At 41.1% G+C, this 19,742-nt stretch carries 21 protein-coding genes; 8 read left to right on the plus strand and 13 right to left on the minus strand.

Annotated elements, in window-relative coordinates; all coding sequences use genetic code 11:
- Positions 1-2: 2 nt before the first annotated feature.
- A complete protein-coding gene (gene rimO, locus QOL23_RS06890) occupies positions 3-1,304 on the minus strand; it encodes a 30S ribosomal protein S12 methylthiotransferase RimO (RefSeq protein WP_283400850.1) in 1,302 nt (433 codons plus the stop codon).
- Between the two features lie 10 nt (positions 1,305-1,314).
- Entirely contained in the window at positions 1,315-2,352 is a 1,038-nt protein-coding gene (gene selD, locus QOL23_RS06895; RefSeq protein ID WP_283400851.1) for a selenide, water dikinase SelD, read from the minus strand.
- Between the two features lie 64 nt (positions 2,353-2,416).
- On the opposite strand from selD, the gene QOL23_RS06900 reads away from it, so the two are divergent.
- Positions 2,417-3,610 (plus strand): HD domain-containing protein, encoded by a 1,194-nt coding sequence (locus tag QOL23_RS06900; RefSeq protein ID WP_283400852.1) that lies wholly within the window; start codon positions 2,417-2,419, stop codon positions 3,608-3,610.
- Here the strand turns inward: QOL23_RS06900 and QOL23_RS06905 are convergent.
- From QOL23_RS06905 to QOL23_RS06935, 7 genes are all read right to left on the minus strand, one after another.
- Positions 3,607-3,963: a DsrE/DsrF/TusD sulfur relay family protein gene (locus QOL23_RS06905; RefSeq protein WP_283400853.1), complete on the minus strand. Its 357-nt coding sequence runs from the start codon at positions 3,961-3,963 to the stop codon at positions 3,607-3,609. The genes QOL23_RS06900 and QOL23_RS06905 overlap by 4 nt on opposite strands.
- Before the next feature lie 9 nt (positions 3,964-3,972).
- Entirely contained in the window at positions 3,973-4,389 is a 417-nt protein-coding gene (locus tag QOL23_RS06910) for an NIL domain-containing protein (RefSeq protein WP_283400854.1), read from the minus strand.
- A 13-nt stretch (positions 4,390-4,402) separates the two neighbouring features.
- A complete protein-coding gene (locus tag QOL23_RS06915; protein WP_283400855.1) occupies positions 4,403-4,861 on the minus strand; it encodes a hypothetical protein in 459 nt (152 codons plus the stop codon).
- A gap of 10 nt (positions 4,862-4,871) precedes the next feature.
- The gene (gene nadA, locus QOL23_RS06920; protein ID WP_283400856.1) at positions 4,872-5,771 is read right to left on the minus strand and encodes a quinolinate synthase NadA; all 900 of its coding nucleotides are present in this window, start codon (positions 5,769-5,771) and stop codon (positions 4,872-4,874) included.
- A 6-nt stretch (positions 5,772-5,777) separates the two neighbouring features.
- Entirely contained in the window at positions 5,778-7,331 is a 1,554-nt protein-coding gene (guaA, locus tag QOL23_RS06925) for a glutamine-hydrolyzing GMP synthase (RefSeq protein WP_283400857.1), read from the minus strand.
- Positions 7,332-7,463: 132 nt separating this feature from the next.
- On the minus strand, positions 7,464-8,372 hold the full coding sequence (locus QOL23_RS06930) for a dihydroorotate dehydrogenase (protein WP_283400858.1): 909 nt from the start codon (positions 8,370-8,372) through the stop codon (positions 7,464-7,466).
- Positions 8,369-9,670: a class I SAM-dependent RNA methyltransferase gene (locus QOL23_RS06935; RefSeq protein WP_283400859.1), complete on the minus strand. Its 1,302-nt coding sequence runs from the start codon at positions 9,668-9,670 to the stop codon at positions 8,369-8,371. Before QOL23_RS06935 ends, QOL23_RS06930 begins: the two co-directional genes overlap by 4 nt.
- Before the next feature lie 127 nt (positions 9,671-9,797).
- Between QOL23_RS06935 and QOL23_RS06940 the strand changes: the two genes are divergently transcribed.
- Positions 9,798-11,627, plus strand: a complete 1,830-nt coding sequence (locus QOL23_RS06940) for a methyl-accepting chemotaxis protein (protein ID WP_283400860.1) — start codon at positions 9,798-9,800, stop codon at positions 11,625-11,627.
- On the plus strand, positions 11,614-12,267 hold the full coding sequence (locus QOL23_RS06945; protein WP_283400861.1) for a hypothetical protein: 654 nt from the start codon (positions 11,614-11,616) through the stop codon (positions 12,265-12,267). Before QOL23_RS06940 ends, QOL23_RS06945 begins: the two co-directional genes overlap by 14 nt.
- Here the strand turns inward: QOL23_RS06945 and mqnC are convergent.
- Positions 12,264-13,343 carry a cyclic dehypoxanthinyl futalosine synthase gene (mqnC, locus tag QOL23_RS06950; RefSeq protein WP_283400862.1) on the minus strand — a complete coding sequence of 360 codons (1,080 nt, stop codon included), beginning with the start codon at positions 13,341-13,343 and terminating at the stop codon, positions 12,264-12,266. The genes QOL23_RS06945 and mqnC overlap by 4 nt on opposite strands.
- Before the next feature lie 55 nt (positions 13,344-13,398).
- Between mqnC and QOL23_RS06955 the strand changes: the two genes are divergently transcribed.
- Genes QOL23_RS06955 through QOL23_RS06975 form a run of 5 tightly spaced genes read left to right on the plus strand, consistent with a single transcriptional unit; the run spans position 13,399 to position 17,115 of the window.
- A complete protein-coding gene (locus tag QOL23_RS06955; RefSeq protein ID WP_283400863.1) occupies positions 13,399-14,076 on the plus strand; it encodes an ATP-binding protein in 678 nt (225 codons plus the stop codon).
- A complete protein-coding gene (locus QOL23_RS06960; protein ID WP_283400864.1) occupies positions 14,048-14,935 on the plus strand; it encodes an NAD(+)/NADH kinase in 888 nt (295 codons plus the stop codon). The genes QOL23_RS06955 and QOL23_RS06960 overlap by 29 nt, the downstream gene beginning before the upstream one ends.
- Positions 14,926-15,723 (plus strand): Vgb family protein, encoded by a 798-nt coding sequence (locus QOL23_RS06965; RefSeq protein ID WP_283400865.1) that lies wholly within the window; start codon positions 14,926-14,928, stop codon positions 15,721-15,723. The genes QOL23_RS06960 and QOL23_RS06965 overlap by 10 nt, the downstream gene beginning before the upstream one ends.
- A 1-nt stretch (position 15,724) precedes the next feature.
- Positions 15,725-16,606 (plus strand): RNase adapter RapZ, encoded by an 882-nt coding sequence (rapZ, locus tag QOL23_RS06970; RefSeq protein ID WP_283400866.1) that lies wholly within the window; start codon positions 15,725-15,727, stop codon positions 16,604-16,606.
- Positions 16,603-17,115, plus strand: a complete 513-nt coding sequence (locus tag QOL23_RS06975) for a hypothetical protein (protein WP_283400867.1) — start codon at positions 16,603-16,605, stop codon at positions 17,113-17,115. Before rapZ ends, QOL23_RS06975 begins: the two co-directional genes overlap by 4 nt.
- On the opposite strand, the gene QOL23_RS06980 is transcribed toward QOL23_RS06975, so the two are convergent.
- From QOL23_RS06980 to QOL23_RS06990, 3 genes are read right to left on the minus strand one after another with little or no spacing between them, the layout of a single operon-like run.
- Positions 17,108-17,680 carry a DUF1847 domain-containing protein gene (locus QOL23_RS06980; protein WP_283400868.1) on the minus strand — a complete coding sequence of 191 codons (573 nt, stop codon included), beginning with the start codon at positions 17,678-17,680 and terminating at the stop codon, positions 17,108-17,110. The two genes, QOL23_RS06975 and QOL23_RS06980, sit on opposite strands and share 8 nt — an antisense overlap.
- An 8-nt stretch (positions 17,681-17,688) precedes the next feature.
- Positions 17,689-18,057: a NifB/NifX family molybdenum-iron cluster-binding protein gene (locus QOL23_RS06985; RefSeq protein WP_283400869.1), complete on the minus strand. Its 369-nt coding sequence runs from the start codon at positions 18,055-18,057 to the stop codon at positions 17,689-17,691.
- A gap of 22 nt (positions 18,058-18,079) precedes the next feature.
- The gene (locus tag QOL23_RS06990) at positions 18,080-19,450 is read right to left on the minus strand and encodes an RNA-guided endonuclease InsQ/TnpB family protein (RefSeq protein ID WP_283400870.1); all 1,371 of its coding nucleotides are present in this window, start codon (positions 19,448-19,450) and stop codon (positions 18,080-18,082) included.
- Between the last annotated feature and the right edge of the window lie 292 nt (positions 19,451-19,742).

The raw sequence follows: 19,742 nt of genomic DNA on the forward strand, positions 1-19,742 counted from the left end.
AGCTACTCTTTTAAAGGTTCTGCTATAAGGTCAACGTTACTTGCAAGGTCTGTAACCTTTGCTTTTACCATCTGCCCCGGCTGAAAATCCCCCCTCAAAAACACAATCCCATCAATCTCGTAAGCGTTCCTGTAACTGCGGGCTTCCACATACCCAGGCATCTCTTCACTTCTGCCGTCAACTATAAGCTCAAGCTCCCTACCAATCAACTCTCTATTTTTCTTTTCGTAAATCCAGAACTGCGTTTCTTCAAGAAGTGAAAGCCTTGACTCTTTCACCTCTTCCGGCAAGTCTCCCAACCTATAGGCGGCTGTGCCTTCCTCTCTTGAATACTTGAAAAATCCCACCCACTCAAACTCCACATCTTTCAAAAACGCGTGAAGTTCTTCAAAGTCAGACTCATCTTCGGTCGGGAATCCAACGATAAAGGTAGTCCTCAAAACAACGTCAGGTATCCTTTTCCTTATTTTCTCTATAAGCCTTTCAGCTTCCTGCCTCGTGTACTTTCTACCCATAGAAGCTAAAACCTTGTTGCTTATGTGCTGGAGAGGAACGTCAAAGTAGTGAAGCACCTTCTCTGAAGAGGCAACGAAATCTATGAGAGAATCGGTAATGTGCGAAGGATAGGTATACATAAGCCTTATCCATTCAATACCTTCTATCTTCTCTAACTCTGCAAGCAGTTTAACAAGACCTTCCCTGTCGCCGTGGTCGTGCATGTAGGCTGTCGTATCCTGAGCTATGACGTAGAGCTCCTTAATGCCTCTGTCTGCTAACATCTTAGCTTCTTCTAAAATCTCCTCCATCGGTCTGCTTCTAAGCCCGCCCCTTATTAAAGGAATTGCACAATAAGTGCAGGCGTTTGAACAGCCTTCTGAGATTTTTAAGTAAGCCAGGTGGTTGGGAGTGAGGATTTCGCGCAGGAGGTAGGGTTTGGTGAAGGCGGCTTTGCGGGAGAGGATTTTTTCAACGCTATCAAGAATTTCATTCACCCCTATAAATGCGTCAACTTCAGGTAGTTCTTTTTTCAGCTCTTCCTTATATCTCTCGTATAAACAACCAGCAACAACCACCTTTTTCTCAGGTGATTTATTCTTCTCCTCAATAGCAGTCAATATCTCATCTATAGATTCTTCCTTTGCAGGCTGGATAAATCCACAGGTATTAACAATTATCACATCGGCACTTTCAAGATTATTAACGAAAACAACGTCACCCGTAGCTTTCAAAAGGCCAACCATTAACTCCGTATCAACCAAATTTTTAGGACACCCTAAACTTATAACTGCAACTTTCTTCTTCAATTTTTCTACCTCAACTCTTCCTAACAACTATTTTACTACCATCGGTAATCCTTCCAACAACAGAGCACCACTTCACACCTTTCTTTTTCATTTCGTCAACTAACTTTTCCACTTTCTCTTCAGGCACAGAAATAAGCAATCCACCAGAGGTTTGAGGGTCATACAGTAAAGACTTCACAGTTTCATCAACATCCTCAAAAACCACGCTATCACCAACGTAATCAATATTCTCATACGTTGCAGCAGGAAGCAATCCCATAGAAGCGTATTCATAAGCTCCCGGCAGAAACTCTAACTTATCCGCGTAAATTTCAGCTCCAACACCGCTAAACTTCACCATTTCAAAAAGATGTCCCAAAAACCCAAAACCCGTCACATCAGTGCAGGCATTCACGCCAACGCCAACCATAACTTCACAAGCTTCCTTATTCAGCGTAGCCATTACATCAGACACCATCTTAATTTCTTCATCAGAAGCCATATCAGCCTTGATGGCAGTAGTTAGAACGCCTATCCCAAGAAGCTTAGTGTAAACCAGAAAATCCCCCACCCTCGCCTCACAATTCCTCACAACCTTTTCAGGATGAACCACTCCGGTAACGGCAAGCCCGTATTTCGTCTCAAGGTCATCAACGGTATGACCGCCAACAAGGCTTACACCTGCTTCCCTCAATTTAGAAGCACCGCCTTCCAGAATCTTTTTTAAGAAATCTTCTGGCACTTTGCACGAAGCAAACATAACAAGGTTAATAGCCGTAACAGGCTTTGCTCCCATAGCGTAAACGTCAGAAAGGGCATTTGCTACCGCTATTTGACCGTAAACGTAAGGGTCATCAACAACCGGAGTAATAAAGTCAGCAGTTTGAACCAAGGCAAGACTTTCTGTTAGTTTGTAAACGCCAGCATCTTCCGCCGTCTCAATACCAACCAAAACGTTATCGTCAGTCGGAAAATCAATACCTTTCAGCACTTTCTCAAGCCCGACCGGGCTAAGCTTTGCCCCTCAGCCAGAAGCTCTTACCGTCTGAGTCAGCTTAAACTTTTCCAAAATTTGCCCTCCAGACGAGAATAGATTTAATATACTAACATAGGCAACTAAAAGAGAGGGAAAAGTGAAAAAACACAAACTCCTTATGGATCCTGTTTACGATGAATTCATACTCATAGAGAGAAACAGCGTCTTAGAAAAGCTCCTTGATTCCTACTACCTCCAGCGCCTCAGATACATCCGCCAGTTAGGACCCTGCCACTACGTCTATCCCGGTGCAGAACACACACGATTCCAGCATTCCATCGGCGTAATGTGGCTTGCAAGGAAAACGCTCAACTTCCTGAAAATGAAGGACTACACAATTACTGAAGAATTGGAACTCTCTATACTGACAGCAGCTCTCGTCCACGACTTAGGACACTCTCCCTTTTCCCACGCTTTAGAAGGCGTAATCCTTCCTGAAAAACACGAGACCCTTACTCTCAAAGCTCTAAACCTCGTTAAAGAAGAAATCAACCTCAATGAGCAAATTTACGACTCCACAGCAAAAATCCTCACCAAAACCCACCCTCTTCCTTTTGCATACCAATTAGTATCCAGTCAACTTGACTGCGACAGGCTTGACTATTTAAGAAGAGACGCTTTCTACACCGGCGTTTCTTTCGGGAAAATAGACGTTAACAGAATTCTGGTTTCAGCTCTCATAGAAAACAACGAGCTGGTCTGGAGTTACAAAGGCTTTAACGCGTTAGAAGCTTACGTTATGTCCCGCTACCAGATGTATTGGGCAGTTTATTTCCACAAGGTAAACCTTTCCGTTCAGGTATTAATGAAGAAAATCATAGAAAGGCTCAAAGAACTGATAGAAAACGGAGAAAAACCCGAAATAGACAGCATCCTCTATAAAACCTTAAAAGAAAAGAGCTTAGAGCACTTCTTCCGTTTGACAGACAGCAATGTAATAGCCTCTATCTACAATCTTTCCTGTGAATCAAAAGATGAAATCCTGAAAGACCTCTGCAATAGACTCGTAAAGAGAAACTTCTTCAGAACCGTAGAGGTAAAACCGGCAGAAGTTCTTGAACTAAGAGAAAAGGTAGAAAAAGCAGGTTTCAACCCTAAATACTATTTTGACATAGTAGAACCATCAAAAGTTGCCTACTCTTACTATTCCCCCTCAGAAGCAGAAATCATCAAAGTAAAAACACCAGACGGAATAGAAGAACTTTCAAGCGTTGCACCAACAGATGCGCTGAAAACGCTATCAAGAAAGGTATCTAAAGTTTATGCCGTAATTCCTGAAGAAATAAACTAAAACGTCAGCACTTTATCGCTGTCTTCCACCCAGTCAGCCAAATCCTTCATTGTTGCCTTGATTTCAGGTGAAAAGTAAGGTTCATTCCTAAAAATCCCGCACCTTACCTGACACGTTCCGCAAACCTTGAGTTTTACACCGCCTTCATACATTTCTTTAAGCATAGCTACAAGATCAATATCGTAATTTTCCGGCTTCTTATTGCAATCTCTTGCAAGGTCAACAGCATCGTTCATAAGAAAAATCCTCACCTCATGTCCCCTTTCATGCAAAACCTTAGCCAGCCTCAAACCGTTCCAGGTAACGTCAGTTCCATCGTAGGGCTGTCTGTTAAATATAAAAAGAACTTTCACAACGCCTCCTTAAAACTCGGCAGAGTAAATAATTCTCAAAGGACACGCAGGAATACAGTGACCGCAACCAACACACTTATCTTTATCAAATTCAACTCTAAACGTTTCCTTATCAAGGTAGAAAGCGTTTGTAGGGCACGGCGCTATACACGCACCGCAGTGAACGCATTTTTCATCTTCTCTGAAAATATCAAGTTCTAAAGGTTTTATCTTTATTTTTAAAGATTTCAGAAACTTTACAGCCTCACCTATCTTCTGTCTATCGCCCTTAAGCTCAACAACGGCAGAACCTTCCATTCTCGGAAGTATTTGGGCACGAAGAATGTTAACGACTAAGTCATAATCCTTCACCAGCTTATAAATAACTGGCTTATCCCACGTCTCTTTCGGAAAGTGTAAAACCAACCTTGTTGAAGTCTCTTTCAATTCAACTCTCCTGCTACGCTTTTACTATCTGCACCGGAACTTTCTTCCTCGGCGTTACCTTCATAAAGCTCTGAAACTTCCCGGTTAATCCTTCTTCCCTCGTAACAAGGGCAAACATAATATCCTCATCACCCCTCACCCTGAAGAAAAAGCTATAAGTCAGCATTTTCCACGTTTTCTTAACGCCGGCAGCTGCAGCCTCCACCTTTTTCCATTCAACCCTTCTGACAACGTTACCTCTAAAATCCTTAACAATTACCTCTTTAGGCGTTAAAACGAGCTCATAGTTTTTCAATATAGGTCTTGACTGCCATAAAACGTAACCGGCAAAACCCAGAGCCAGAACCACTCCAATAACTTTCCAGATTCCCGGCAAAAACAGCGCTAAAATCAAAAGCACCAAATCAACAAACAAAGGTAATCCTATGAATAAAGGATCCTGCTTTACCCTGAATTCTTTCAATCCCTTCATTATCCCCCTCTTAAGATAACGCTAACATCCTCTCTATCGCTTCTCTCGCTTTATCTGCAACTTCTTCATCAACGAAAACTTCAAACTGTTCTCTTTCCAAAGCTTTCAAAAGTCTTTCCGGCGTAATCAACTTCATCTGGTCGCATATAAAACCATCGTAAGCCACCTCAAATTCAACGTCAGGTCTGACCTTTTTCAGGTGATGTATCGTTTCCCTTTCGGTTCCAACTATCACCCTGCTTGCATCCGTTTCCTTAACGAACCTGACTATCTGAGAGGTGCTACCGACAAAATCGGCAAGTTTCCTCACTTCCTCCCTACACTCAGGATGGGCTATAAAAACACCACCTTTACGCTTCCTCTCTTCCACATCCCTTACCCTGAGTTTATCGTGAATGGGGCAGTAGCCTTCCCATAGGTAAATCTCCTTACCTTTAACCTTTGAAGCAACGTAACTACCCAAATTCCTATCAGGAACGAAAAGTATCTTCTCCTCTTCAAGAGATTCAACTATCTTAACTGCATTGGCAGAGGTGCAGCAAACGTCAGAAACCGCCTTAACGTCAGCAGAGCTGTTAACGTAGGTAACAACAGCAAAATCGGGGTTCTGTTTTCTAAACTCCTCAATCTCTTCAGCTATAGCCATATCAGCCATCAAACAACCAGCCTTATAGTAAGGAATAAGCACTTTCTTTTCAGGATTCAATATCTTTGCCGTTTCAGCCATAAAGTAAACGCCGCAGAAAACGATGATATCAGCATCGGTAGATTTAGCCTTCCTCGCAAGTTCTAAAGAATCTCCCACGAAATCCGCAACGTCCTGAATAAAACCATCAACGTAGTAGTGAGCTAAAATAACTGCATTCTTCCGCTCTTTAAGTTCTCTTATTCTCTCAGCAAGCTTTTCCATCAAACCTTACTCCCACTCAATTGTTCCTGGCGGCTTAGACGTAATATCGTAAACAACCCTGTTAACTCCTTCAACTTCATTAATAATTCTGTTCGAAATCCTCTCTAAAACATCGTAAGGGAGTTTAACCCAATCTGCCGTCATACCATCAACGCTCTCAACTGCCCTTATGGCAATAACGTAATCGTAAGTTCTCTCATCTCCCATAACACCAACGCTTCTCACCGGCAGAAAGACGGCAAAAGACTGCCAGATTTTGTCGTAAAGTCCCGCTTTCTTTATCTCCTCAAGAACTATTGCATCTGCTTCCCTTAAAATTTCAAGGTATTCAGGCTTTATCTCTCCAACAATCCTTATGGCAAGCCCAGGACCTGGAAACGGCTGACGTTTTATTATCTCATCAGGAAGCCCCAACTCTTTTCCAAGCTCCCTTACTTCATCTTTAAAAAGCTCTCTCAAAGGCTCTATCAATTTAAAGTTAAGTCTTTCAGGTAAACCCCCAACGTTGTGGTGAGACTTTATGGTAGCTGAAGGACCTTTTACAGAAACGCTCTCTATAACGTCAGGATACAACGTCCCCTGCGCCAAAAATTCAGCGTCAGGAATCTCTTTCGCAGCCTTTTCAAAAACTTCAATGAAAGTATGACCGATTATCTTTCTCTTTTGTTCCGGGTCTGTAATTCCTTTTAACCTTTGAAGAAAAAGCTCTGAAGCGTCAACCGTCCTGAAGTTCTTCATATGAAACTTTTCTTTAAACGTCCTCTCAACCGATTCCCTTTCACCTTTCCTCAAAAGACCTGTATCAACAAATATCGGATAAAGCTGGTCACCTATCGCCTTATGAAGCAAAGCTGCAACGACGGAAGAATCCACTCCACCTGAAAGAGCGCATATAACGTTCTTATCTCCAACTGTTTCTCTTATCTTTTTGACCTCGTAATCTATAAAGTTTTCCATGGTCCACGATGGTTCACAGCCGCAAATCTCAACGGCGAAGTTTTCTAAAATCCTGTCTCCAAACTGCGTGTGCTTTACTTCCGGATGGAACTGAACACCATATATATTCTTCCCTCTATTCCTTATTGCCGCAAAAGGCGCGTTCTCTGTTTCAGCTATAGGCTCAAAACCTTCAGGAATTCTCAAAACCCTATCGCCGTGACTCATCCAGACGGTAAAGGATTCAGGAAGTCCCTTAAAGAGGTCAGAGTTATCAATAACCTTTAAAACAGCCTTTCCGTATTCGTGCCTTTCAGCCCTTACAACCTCACCGCCAAACAGGTAGGTAATAAGCTGCATACCGTAGCAGATACCTAAAACAGGAACGCCTAACTCAAAAATCTCCTTTGATACTTTCGGAGAATCGGGAGCGTAAACGCTGGCTGGACCGCCAGAAAGGATTATCCCTTTGGGTTTATATTCCTTTATCTTCTCAATCGGCTTATTGTAAGGATGGATTTCGCAGTAGATATGCTTTTCCCTTAACCTTCTCGCTATCAGCTGAGTATACTGAGAACCAAAATCCAAAATCAGAATCTTGCTCTCGTGGATATCCTTTACCATTTCCGCTCCTTTAAAGTTTTTTCAAAACAAAATAGAGAAACGTTAAAGAAAATCCAACCCCCACCACAAAAACTCCAATAAGCTCCAAGGTCTTCCCATCCATAACCTATATCTCCGTTAAATTTTATCAGCTCACTCCCTTAAATCTCCAACCATATCCTTTACGCTGCTATATCCCATTTCTCTCATGTAGCTTTCAATGCCGTCAACAATTTCTTCAACAGCTTTAGGATTAAAGAAGTTAGCCGTTCCTACCTGAACAGCCGAAGCACCTGCTAAGAAAAATTCAACGGCATCCTGCCAGGTAGAGATGCCTCCTATCCCGATTACAGGAATAGAAACAGCCCTGCTTACCTGATAAACCATCCTGACTGCAACCGGCTTTATTGCAGGACCTGAAAGCCCTCCAAATCGGTTCTTTAGTTTTGGTTTTCTTTTGTATATATCAATTGCCATTCCCATTAGCGTATTAATCGCAGATAAAGCATCAGCTCCTGCAGATTCAACAGCCTTTGCTATTTCAACTATATCGGTAACGTTAGGGGACAGTTTCACAATAATCGGCTTATCAGAAGTCTTTTTGACTGCTTCTGTCAATCTTGCCGCTTCTACAGGGTCAACGCCAAACGCAAGTCCACCCTTTTTTACGTTGGGGCAGGATATATTAAGCTCAATGGCACAAACACCCTCAGCGCCGTTAAGGGCTTTTGCAACGGCAACGTATTCATCAACCGTTGAACCGTAAATGTTGGCTATAACCTTAAACTCGTAAGAGGAAAGCTGCGGAAGTATCTTCTCAAGGAAGTATTCAACGCCCGGGTTTTGAAGCCCGATAGCGTTCAGCATTCCGCACGGCGTTTCCCATATTCTCGGTGGCTCGTTGCCTTCTCTCGGGTTTATTGAAAGTCCCTTAACGCATACTGCTCCCACTTTGTTCAGGTCAACAAAATCTTTATACTCAATCCCGAAGCCGAAAGTTCCAGAAGCCGTCCACACAGGGTTATTAAACTTAACTCCAAAGAGTTCTACCTCAAGGCTCATCTCACCTTCCTTAGATAAGCTATAGTTTCAACGTGATAGGTTTGCGGGAACATATCTATGACTTTTGCCTTTTCCATATTTATTCCAAACTGATGGAAAAGCGCCACATCCCTCGCCAGCGTGGAAGGGTTACAGGAAACGTAAACTATCTTCTTCAACCTCGGCAGGTTGGCTATTTCTTTCAGAACCTTCTGGGTCAAACCGCTCCTCGGCGGGTCTAAAACGATAAAGTCAGGGCTATACTCTCTCAAAATATCTAAGGCTTCTTCCGTGGGCTTACAGTAAAAGGTTACGTTTCTCAAACCGTTTATATCCTTGTTGTAGAGAGCATCGCTGATAGCTGAAAAGTTGGCTTCCACTCCGAAAGCCCTGTGAACGTATCTTCCCACAGGAATGGTAAAAGTCCCAACCCCGCAGTAGAGGTCACCGGCAAGCATATACTGATACTCCATGGCAGCTCTTGAAACTCTATCTATAAGATTCTCAACCTGAAATTCATTAACCTGGAAGAAGGAATCAGCACTCACTCTGAACTTAAACTTACCAACGTTTTCATACGTAAAATCCCTGCCGAAAAACTTAATCCTTTCCGGATATCCATCACTGCCAGACTTATAAATACCGAACCCTACAACGTTTAATTCTAGAATTTCTCTTACGTTTTCAAGGGAAATCTCCACCTTCTTGAACTTTCCCGGATAGACAATCTTGAGAAGCACCTCACTTTTAGACGAACAGTAAATGTGAAAATCTGAAGGTTCTGTTGGCAGAAACTTCAGCAATTTCTTCAGCTTAGGCATTACATCGTGAATCTCTTTTTTCAAAAGATAGCACCTGTCTATATCTATTACGTTATGCGTTCCTTTGGCAAAAAATCCCACCCTCCCACTCTTCACTTTAAGCTGCGCCCTGTTTCTGTAATACCAGGGAGAAGGAGAAGGAACAACTTCGTCAATGTTGGGTTTGCGGATTTTTCCTATCTTCTGAAGGTTCTCTTCAACAATTTCCCTCTTAAACCTTACCTGATGTTCGTACTTGACGTGCTGCCAATCACAACCACCGCACTTGCCAAAATAAGGACATAAAGGTCTCGTCCTAAACTCACTTTTATTTAACAGCTTAACCACTTTAGCTTCACTGTATCCACTTTTCCTTGCAGTTTCTTCCACAATTACAACGTCATTGGGCGCAACCATAGGAACGAAAACCGCTCTACCGTTATATCTACCAAGTCCCTTGCCGCCGTAAACTAACTTCTCAATAGAGAGCTTAAAAGTCCTCTCTTGACGACCCAACACATCACCTCCAAAAAACATCTCCCGAATTATAGCCCATACAAAAGCCTGAAAATTTTTGCTAACATATTCAGTAGTCAATTTTAATAGGAATCCGTAATTAAAAGCTTCTCTATTAAAGGAGAACGAGATGAGAATTAAAACGAAACTGCTGGTATCATTAGTAGTAGAAGTCCTCATAATACTTTTTCTAACTGAATTTGCAGCCTACAAGCTTCACCAATTCTGGCACCTACACGAATTATCCGATTTAATGTTTAAAGCAGAAAAAGACTTAGCCGACCTAAAAGCCTATTACTTATTGCCAGATGAGCTAAAAAACAGAGCCTTTATAAAAGCTCAAATAGAAAAAGACCTTATGGCTTTAAGCGAACATAGCTCTCCCGAAGCTTCTAAGGTGTATTCCATACTTTTATCTTCTTTATCCGTAATTAAAAAATCCAACCTCACTCCTGAAGAAGCCCTTAAAACTCTTTCCGAAAAGGAACAGCAAATAGAAGTCATCAAACAAAAGACAGCAGAAAGAGCGGACCAGATACTAAACCTTGCTGAAAAAATCGTAAGAATAATTCCTTTATTCAGCTTGATTATTATTGGCATAGGAGCCTTCACCTCTTACAGAGCAATCGTTATACCTATCCAAGAAATGGCTAAAACAATGAGAGAAATTAAGAAAGGAAAACTCACCAAAAAGCTTTCTATTAACAAAGACGATGAATTAGGTCAATTAGCTCAAGAATTTGACAAGTTTATATCTTGGATTAGAACAACATTTGAAGAGTTAGAAAGGCTTTCTGCCAAAGTTTCTAACGACGCCAGCATTCTTACACTTGAACTCTTTAGAACAAGTCTTAAAAACAACGAAATAAAAGACAAGTTTGTTGAACTTTCCATATCTTCAGAAGTGTTGGCTAATTCCATATCTGACGTTAACAAGCTCATAAACGTTGCCAGCAAAGAAGTAGAAAACGTAGACCAAGAAACGCAAAGAGGGGCAGAAATCGTTTCCCGTTCAACAAACGACGTTCAGGAACTTGCAGATAAAGTAATAAAACTCAGAAACAGAATAGAAGAACTACAACAGAGCTCCGTCAAAATTCGCGACGTCGTAGAAACCATAAAAGTAATAGCAGACCAAACAAACCTCTTAGCTCTCAACGCTGCCATTGAAGCTGCAAGAGCAGGTGAAGCAGGTAGAGGCTTTGCCGTCGTTGCTGAAGAAGTGAGAAAATTGGCAACCAGAACAGTTTCATCAGCTGAAGAGATAGGAGAAATAGTTGGAGGCATCATCTACCTAATAGAGGAGTTCTCCAGAGACTTAGAAGAAAGAGCGAACGAAGCGTTCAACGTTAAGAAAGAAATGGCTAAGACAGAAAGCGTTTTAACAAACATTAGAGAAAGAGTGGAATCTCTATCAAAAGTAACAGAGAACGTCCTCTTCTCCTTAAAACAGCAGCTAAGCGCCCTTGACACAGTTAGAGAGAACGTTGCAAGTATTAACGAAGAGATGGCTAAATTCCAGGAAGTATTCAAGAAGTTGGAAGAGAGAATTTACAGAACCAAGGCTTCCATCAAGAGCGTCCAGGATAACATATCAAAGTTTGAAATAGGAAAACTCCTCAAAGTCATAAAAGGTATGGAAATCTTCTCCGATTGGATTTCCAAACTACCAAAGATGAAAGAAGACGCTATAGCGTTCCTTGACTTTGAAAGTTCATCAATTAAAGAATGGTTGAAAAAAGACTTAGCCACCTTAGAAGTCAAAGGTATTTCTGAAGTAGTTAACTCTTTAGAAATGGTCATTGAATCTTGCTTCGCTTCAGCAAAAGAGATAGTTGAAGCTATAAGGAGAGGAGAAGAAGTTGACGAAAAATTCAAAGAATTTGAAGAAAGAGCATTAAAAGCTATTGAAATATTTGAAGACATCCTTGAAAGGATAACGATAAATGAAGATAGGTAAAAGGTACGACGGTATCTACTACTATCCTTTCAGGTGCAAAGGTTCTGTAAATAGCGTTAACATACCCATATTTTTCAGCTTTCGCGTCAAGCACATAGAAAACAATTCAATAATAGCAGATAGGTTCTCTCCTCCCGGAGTGGAAAGCGTCCTCTCTGGGAAGGAGATTTTCCTTCTCAAAGAGATAACAGATAATGGAGACATAATCCTCCTTAAAGCAACCGTTATAGAATTTTCAAAAGGAAAGGCAAAAATAGAAGTAAACACGAAAGAAAAGTTCAAAGAAAACCGTTCTTTTGATAGATATTCTTTCTGCCCCGAACATTTAGGTCCTTTTGAAATACTCTCTACCCGTAAAGAAAGACTCGGTGACGCTTATATAAATAACCTCAGTTTATCGGGGGCAGAACTATTCACTCTTACCATACCTTCCTCATTGATAAACGTAGGTGACACCCTGCTAATCTCACAGGACAATCGCATGATAAAGTTGCAAGTATTGAGAAAAAGAGAAAATGAAGCAAGACATATACTCTTTTTCGCCGGAAAGATAATAGAAACAAACTTCAACTTAATGAGCTATTTAATCCACAACTATATAAAAGTTGTGAAGGCAATACTTAAACTTCACGAAACCTAAGCAAAAACTCTCACTCTTTTTTGGTAAAGAGTATCCCTCTGAACAGGTACAAAACCTGCATCCTTTATCAACCTGACAATCTCTTTAAGTGGCAACCTGTACTTAACTCCCGCAGCAGCTACAACGTTTTCCTCTATCATCAAAGAACCAAAATCGTTAGCTCCAAACTTTAAAGCAACCTGTGCCATCTTTCCTCCCTGAGTAACCCAGGAAGCTTGAACGTTATCAAAATTATCAAGAAAGACTCTCGCCACAGCCAAAACCCTTAAATACTTCTCTCCACTGCTCTTTTCTCTTACTTCTTTACCTAACTCCGTGTTATCCGGCTGATAACTCCACGGTATGAAAGCCGTAAAACCACCAGTCCTGTCCTGAAGTTCCCTTAACACGTTCAAATGTTCAACGATATCTTCATCCGTATCAACACTGCCAAACATCATCGTTGCTGTCGTCCTCAAACCCAACTTGTGTGCCGTCTCGTGAACGAACAACCACTCTTCAGTTTTCGCCTTATTGGGTGCTATCCTCTCCCTCACTCTATCAACCAAAATCTCAGCACCACCACCGGGAATAGAACCAAGCCCCGCGTCTTTAAGCCTCTTTATCACCTCTTCAACGGTAAGATTGGAAACCCTCGCAATATGAACTATTTCCGGAGCAGAAAAGCCATGAACGTGAATTTCAGGAAAATTCCTCTTTATGAAGCGCAAAAGTTCCTCATACCATTCAATAGTTAAATCCGGATGAAGCCCTCCCTGAAGAAGAATAGCAGTTCCTCCCAAATTTACCGTCCCTTCTATTTTCTTCCTTAAAGTATCCCTATCTATAACGTAAGCGTCGGCATCTTCTTTATTCCTATAAAAAGCGCAAAACCTGCACTTGCAAATGCAAACGTTCGTGTAGTTTATGTTTCTATCTATCACAAAAGTAACTTCTCTTTCTGGATGCTTTCTATTTCTCACAAAGTTTGCAAGCTGACCTAATTCCACCAAATCGGCTTCTTTCAGAAGTTTCAGCGCATCTTCAACACTTATTCTTTCGCCACTTAAAACTTTCTCTTCTATAATCCTATCCACGCTTTTCTCCAAAAAGAATAGATTAAAATTCAAAGAAGAGTTTAAGGAGTAAAAATTGACCTGTCAAATATGCGGCGGAAGCGGATGGATAGTAAAAGAGATTGACGGCAGAAGCGTCAGTTTCAGGTGCAAATGCCAGTTTGAAAAGTTCAGCAAGATTTACCTCAAAAAGGCAGGAATACCTAAAAGGTATCAGAATTGCAAATTCTCCAACTACGTTCCGAAAACAGCCTACCAATTAAGAGCTTTAAAGGAGTGTGAAAGGTTTTTCTACCTTTTTCCGTTCGTTGAAAAGGGGCTGCTCCTGTACGGACCTCCAGGAACAGGTAAAACACACTTAGCCACAGCAGTTCTTAGAAACGTAATAAAGTATAAAGGACAAAAAGGCGTTTTCTGCGACTTTAGAAATCTTCTCTTAACCATAAAAAGCACCTATGATACCAACGAATCGGAAGTTGAAATAATAGAAAACGTAGTGAAAGCTCCCCTTTTAATTTTAGACGACGTGGGAGCGGAGAGAAACACCGATTGGGCAAAAGAGAAACTTAACCTTATAATAAACTATAGGTACATAAACAACCTACCAACAATTATTACAACAAACCTTTCGTTTGACGGAGGGCTGGAACAGTTTTCCTCAAAGTTTGATAGCAGAACCGAATCAAGAATCCATGAAATGTGCAAGATTATAAAGGTGGAAGGCGATGACAAGAGAAAGACAGATACTCTTTAAAAGAATCGGCATAGTTGCAAATCCAATAAAAACGGAAAGCGGAAAAGGCGTCAGGAAAATAATAGAAAAGCTGAAGAAATACGACGTTGAAATATACACTGACGAAGAAACGTGCCGTTTAACTGGAAAAGGCTGCAGAGAAAACGTCAAAGTAGTTGATAGATTGACGCTTCCCGACAAAGTAGATGTCATTCTGGTTTTAGGCGGAGATGGAACATTCCTGACGGTTGCAAAGTTAGTAGATAAAAAACCTGTTCCACTCTTGGGAATAAACTTCGGAAGACTCGGCTTCCTAACAGAAATCTCTATAGATGAGATAGATACGAGCCTTGACAAACTTATGAACGGCAAGTTTAAGCAGGAAAACAGACCCGTTATAAGAGTAAAAGTTATAAGAAAGAACGGACACATATCCATATACAGGTGCGTTAACGAAGTTGTAATAAAAAGAGATACGCTGGCAAGAATAATAGAAGTAGAAGTAAAAGCCGACGGCTCTTACGTTACTACGTTTAGAGGTGATGGACTTATAGTCGCAACACCAACCGGTTCAACGGCGTATTCTCTCTCAGCCGGAGGACCGATAACGATACCCACACTTAACGTTATGCTTCTTACTCCCATATGCCCCCACACGCTAACTTTGAGACCTCTTATTATTCCCGGAGAGGTCTGTCTCACAGCAAGGCTAAAAACGGAAAGTGAAACAGTTATGGTTATATTTGACGGGCAGGAAGGAATAGAGTTAAGAGAGGGCGATATTATAGAAATAACCAGGTCTCCTTACGACCTTTTAATACTGAGAGACCCGGAAAAATCCTACTATCAAACCTTAAGGGAGAAATTGAAATGGGGATAATTACAGCAGCTGCAGGTGCATTAACGCTCACGTTAATTCTTTTAAATTCTCTTTCCGGTGGTTTAAAAACGCCAGAAAGCAGCCAGTGCTACAGAGGCAAGCTTTACATTTCCAACATTGGAAATTTACCGCCGGATAGTAAAGATGGAGATGGATATATAACTTTAGCATCTCTCGACGGGAAAATAATTAAAACAAAATTCACGAAAGGTTTAAACGCTCCGAAAGGAATAACCTTTGCAAAAGGAAAACTGTTCGTTGCAGACATAGATACGGTAGTAGTGATAGACCCACAATCTGGAAAAATTCTCCGCAAAATCCCCGCCCCCGGCGCCCGCTTCCTAAACGACACAGCATTTAACGGAAAGTACGTCTACGTTTCCGACACTTTAACCAACACGATTTACCAGGTAGACCCTTCAAATTACTCTGTAAAAGTATTCCTTCAGAACAACGAGCTTGAAGGACCAAACGGCATAGCGTTTACCCCAAATGGCACGATGATAGTGGTTAGTTACGGCAGCGGAAAAGTTTTCCAGATAAATAGAGACAAATCCTTAAAAGTCCTCACCCAAGTTAGCGGATTCTTAGACGGCGTTGTGGTTTTAAACGATGGAACTATCCTTTTCTCAAGCTTTTCAGGAGGGAAAATCTACGCATTTAAAAACGGAAAAATAAAGATTTTAAAATCTGGACTTATAACCCCTGCGGATATAGGATACTGCGACGGTAAACTTTTCGTACCCGAGTTCAGTGCAAATAAAGTTGAAATCTTCAAGGTAAAGTAAGATGAAAGAGATAATTATCCTTACAGGCGAATCGGGTTCCGGAAAATCCTCCGCCATGCGCCACCTTGAAGACTTAGGTTTTTACTGCATAGATAACGTCCCCCCAGACTTATTAAGAAACCTCATAAGGCTCATTGACGACAACGCAGAGATAGAAAAAGCCGTTTTGGTAATGGACATCCGCAATCCTTCCTTCCGTAGCAATGCAGCAGAGATTCTAAAGAACGTGAAAAGAGATTTCCCGCAGGTAAAACTCTGGTTTTTCACAGCCAACAAAGAGGAACTGATAAAAAGGTTCAGCGAAACGAGAAGACCACACCCTTTTGAAAGGTATTCTCCTGGTAAAAGTCTGGAAGAACTTATAGAACAAGAGAAGGAAGTCCTGACACCTGTAAAAGAGATTGCAGACAAAGTAATAGATACAACCTCCCTTAACACGCACGACCTTAAAAGATTGCTAAAAGAGATACTATCAACGGGGAAACCCCAGCTGAAAGTAACCGTTCTTTCCTTTGGCTTTAAAAACGGCATACCGGCATCTGCTGACAACGTATTTGATGTAAGGTTTCTTCCCAATCCCCACTTCGTTCCCGAATTAAGACCAAAAACAGGAACAGACAGAGAAGTTCAGGAATTCCTCTTAAAGTTTGAAGAGACAAGAAAGACCCTTGAATATATAATGAATTTTGTAAAATTCACATTGCCTTTTTATGAAAAAGAGGGAAAATCCTACATAACTTATGCAGTAGGGTGCACGGGAGGGCAACACCGCTCAGTTGCGTTAGCCGAAATGATAGCTACAGAAGTTGCCAAAACCTTTCCCAACTTTGAAGTATTCGTTGAACACAGAGAACAAAAAGAGAGGAGGAAGGTAGAAACTTGAAGAAGATAATAGTCTGTGGCAAGTACAACGCCGGAAAGACAACTTTTATCAAAAACATCAATCCAGAAAAATTTACCGGAACAGAAGTAAACGAAATTGACCTTTCAACCCTTTTAGAAAAAGATACAACCACAACGGTAGGAGTGGAGGTAAACTTCCTCTCCCTCAACGGGTATGAGTTCATGTTTATGGGGGTTCCCGGACAGGAAAGGTTTGACTTCATCTGGGAGATAGCAGGCGGAAATTTTGACGGAATCGTTTTTCTACACCCTTCTTACGAAAAACCTGAAGAGTTAGAAAAGATTGTTGGTTTCTTTTCAAAACTACCAGCCTATAAAGGAGCAGCAAAAAGAATATTTATTACGTTTCCTGATGCTGCACAAAACCCTTCTTCACTCCTTGCTACGCTTAAAAATCTGAAAATTCCGTTTGAAGTAATAGACCCAAGAGACGGAAACAGAGTAAAAGCGGCAGCCGAAAGCATCGCAAGAGAAATAATTTCTACTTAGACAACAACTTTCTCTTGTAATATCTGCTATAGATAGCCCCCGCTGGGTTATGGGCTAAAACTCTATCCTTTACTATCAAGGTAGTCACAGGAGCCTTTGAATACTTTTGAAACAAAATGTCATGACCAACGCAAAGACCTACAACTACGTTAAGTTCTGTTCCTTTCCTATTAAGGACTTCAGCCTGCGCTATCGGGTTGCATACGGCTTCTTTTTCTTCCGGTCTCATCTTTTCAACATTTAACTCCGATTTATCCACAGCACCCACTTTACATACTACAGAGTAAACTTCAAAACCGGCGCTTTCAAAAACCTCCGCTATCACTTTAGCCTCGTCAAAAAGCCCTATGCAAAAAGCAATTCCAATCTTTTTAAAACCCATCCGCTTTGCAAATTCCACAATTTCTTCAATTCTCGTTAACTTCCCGTAAAACTCTCTCTCTATATCGCAGGCAACTTTCAGTAGCTTCTGGTCTTTTTCATCTAAATCCTTAACCGACTCACCAGGATAACAAACTTTTCCCTCTCTATAACATTCAGGATTCATGCACCTGTGACACTTCATAAAACACCTCAATGCTCTTCTTCGTTAGGCTCCAAAAGCTCCACAAGCTCCCCTTTCTTAAACATTTCAATCGCTTCATCTAAAAACTTAACGTTTTGCGGAATTAAATAAACGGTTATTCCCAACTGGTTCCTTATCTTATCAAAAGCACCAGGTCCCATCTCTTTAACCAATACAGCTTCTACTCCGTTTTCCCTAAACATTTCTGCAATATAGATACCTCTTCCTCTCTCTACGTGAAGTCCTGGATTTTCCTTCACTTCAACTTTTCCTGTTTCTGTATCAACTACGGCAAAAAGGTTAGACTTACCAAAGTGCGCATTGACCAACCTCCTGCCGTTAACCTCAGTCTCTAAAATCGGCACCGCCACTCTCATAGTATCCTCCAAATTGAGTGAACTACTCCGCCCTTACGGACGGAACTTCTGGTAGAGGATTATCTCCCCATCCAGAAGACCCGCAAGGGGATTCCTGTTTCAACGAGGGATAGCTAACACTCCCTTTTAGGAGTGCCCCGCCATTGCCCTCTCCACAGGCTTCAGTTTGGGTCGCTCCAACCCTACCACCCGTAAGGTGGGTGAACCCCTTTCTGAGTATGTTTACGCTTGCGTTGTAATCCCTATCAAGTTCTGTCCCACAAACCGGACACTTATGTATTCTATCTGCTAATGTTTTAGGAACTTTCTGCCCGCATACAGAACAAATTTGAGTTGTGTATGCAGGGTTCACTCTTACTACCCTTGCCCCCGCCATTACAGCTTTATAGGTGACAAAGGTGATGAGTGTTCCCCATCCTGCATCAAGTATAAGTTTAGCTAATCTGTTGTTCTCTATAAGTGCTGGTATGTCAAGGTTCTCAAAGGTTATCAAGTCATAGTTGTCAACAAGGTATTTTGATAGCTTATGGAGAAAATCTCTCCTTGCGTTCTTTATCCTTTCATGTATCTTAGCTACTCTCTTCCTTCGCTTCTCAAAGTTTATGCTTCCTTTTTCTTTTCTGGAGAGCTTTTTTTGTTCTCTTTTGAGCCTCTTTTCCAGCTTTTGTAAGAACTTAGGATGCTCTATGAATTCCTTTTCGCTTGTTACCGCAAGGTGTTTTACACCTAAATCTATCCCTACCGCTTTTGCTCTCTTTTCTACTTTCTCTTCTACCTCTTTGAGTATCTGGTCAAGGTCAACTTCTACGCTTACGCATACATACCAGTTCCCGCTTGGTTCTCTCTTTACCGTTACTGTTTTCGCTTTTGTCCAGTCTATCTCTCTATGGAGTCTTATTTTGAGCTTTCCTATCTTAGGTAAGTGAAGATATGCAAATCGGTTATTTTCCTTCTCTAACTTGATTATCGGAACTAACTTTCCTTTTTGTTTCATCCAAACTTGCGGGAATGTGAGAGACTTGCATTTTGCTATCGGTTTCTTTTTAGGATAACCTACCTTTATTTTCTCTCCTTTCTTCTTCCTCTCTAAATCGTGGAAAAACTTCTGAAATGCTTTATCTACTCTCCTGAGCGTATCTTGAAGGACTTGAGAATGAACAAACTTTAGTATCGGTTCTTTTTTCTTAAGCTTTGGTAGGTTATTTTGTTGTTCTGAATAACTTACAGTTCTCTCTTCTTCCTTCCAGACTTTTTTCCTTTCTTCAAGTGCATAGTTGTAGAGCCAGCATAAAACAAAAAGCCAGTTTTCTAACTTATACTCTTGCAGAACAGTAGGATAAGCTCTGAATTTATAGGTGAGCAGGAATTTACTTTCTTCTTTGACTCTGGACATATCTCTTTACGTCCTCCAGTTTTACCTACCCAATTGTTGCTATGAAGTACGCCCCATAATTCTATTTTTATAACTTCCTATCCAGTTTATATTCCATACCCTCATTCTATATTCAGGACTAACACTCGTCAATAACAATGCTGCAACAGTTCACTCTGTATCTCATCCCTTACGGAAAGGAGCTTGGAGCGTATCTTAATTAAATTAAATTGTAATTTTCAAATCTATCGGTTTCTCAAATATCGTCCATTCGTTGATTTAAGTCAAGGCAATTTCGTTTCGGTCCTGCTAA

The organism is Desulfurobacterium pacificum, assembly GCF_900182835.1.
Lineage (GTDB): Bacteria > Aquificota > Aquificia > Desulfurobacteriales > Desulfurobacteriaceae > Desulfurobacterium_B > Desulfurobacterium_B pacificum.

Bases quoted from the DNA above. Each gene is read 5' to 3' on its own strand.
- QOL23_RS06915 (WP_283400855.1), bottom strand. From the start codon at position 4,861: ATGAAGGGATTGAAAGAATTCAGGGTAAAGCAGGATCCTTTATTCATA.
- nadA (WP_283400856.1), bottom strand. From the start codon at position 5,771: ATGGAAAAGCTTGCTGAGAGAATAAGAGAACTTAAAGAGCGGAAGAAT.
- guaA (WP_283400857.1), bottom strand. From the start codon at position 7,331: ATGGTAAAGGATATCCACGAGAGCAAGATTCTGATTTTGGATTTTGGT.
- QOL23_RS06930 (WP_283400858.1), bottom strand. From the start codon at position 8,372: ATGAGCCTTGAGGTAGAACTCTTTGGAGTTAAGTTTAATAACCCTGTG.
- QOL23_RS06940 (WP_283400860.1), top strand. From the start codon at position 9,798: ATGAGAATTAAAACGAAACTGCTGGTATCATTAGTAGTAGAAGTCCTC.
- QOL23_RS06945 (WP_283400861.1), top strand. From the start codon at position 11,614: ATGAAGATAGGTAAAAGGTACGACGGTATCTACTACTATCCTTTCAGG.
- QOL23_RS06960 (WP_283400864.1), top strand. From the start codon at position 14,048: ATGACAAGAGAAAGACAGATACTCTTTAAAAGAATCGGCATAGTTGCA.
- QOL23_RS06965 (WP_283400865.1), top strand. From the start codon at position 14,926: ATGGGGATAATTACAGCAGCTGCAGGTGCATTAACGCTCACGTTAATT.
- rapZ (WP_283400866.1), top strand. From the start codon at position 15,725: ATGAAAGAGATAATTATCCTTACAGGCGAATCGGGTTCCGGAAAATCC.
- QOL23_RS06980 (WP_283400868.1), bottom strand. From the start codon at position 17,680: ATGAAGTGTCACAGGTGCATGAATCCTGAATGTTATAGAGAGGGAAAA.
- QOL23_RS06985 (WP_283400869.1), bottom strand. From the start codon at position 18,057: ATGAGAGTGGCGGTGCCGATTTTAGAGACTGAGGTTAACGGCAGGAGG.
- QOL23_RS06990 (WP_283400870.1), bottom strand. From the start codon at position 19,450: ATGTCCAGAGTCAAAGAAGAAAGTAAATTCCTGCTCACCTATAAATTC.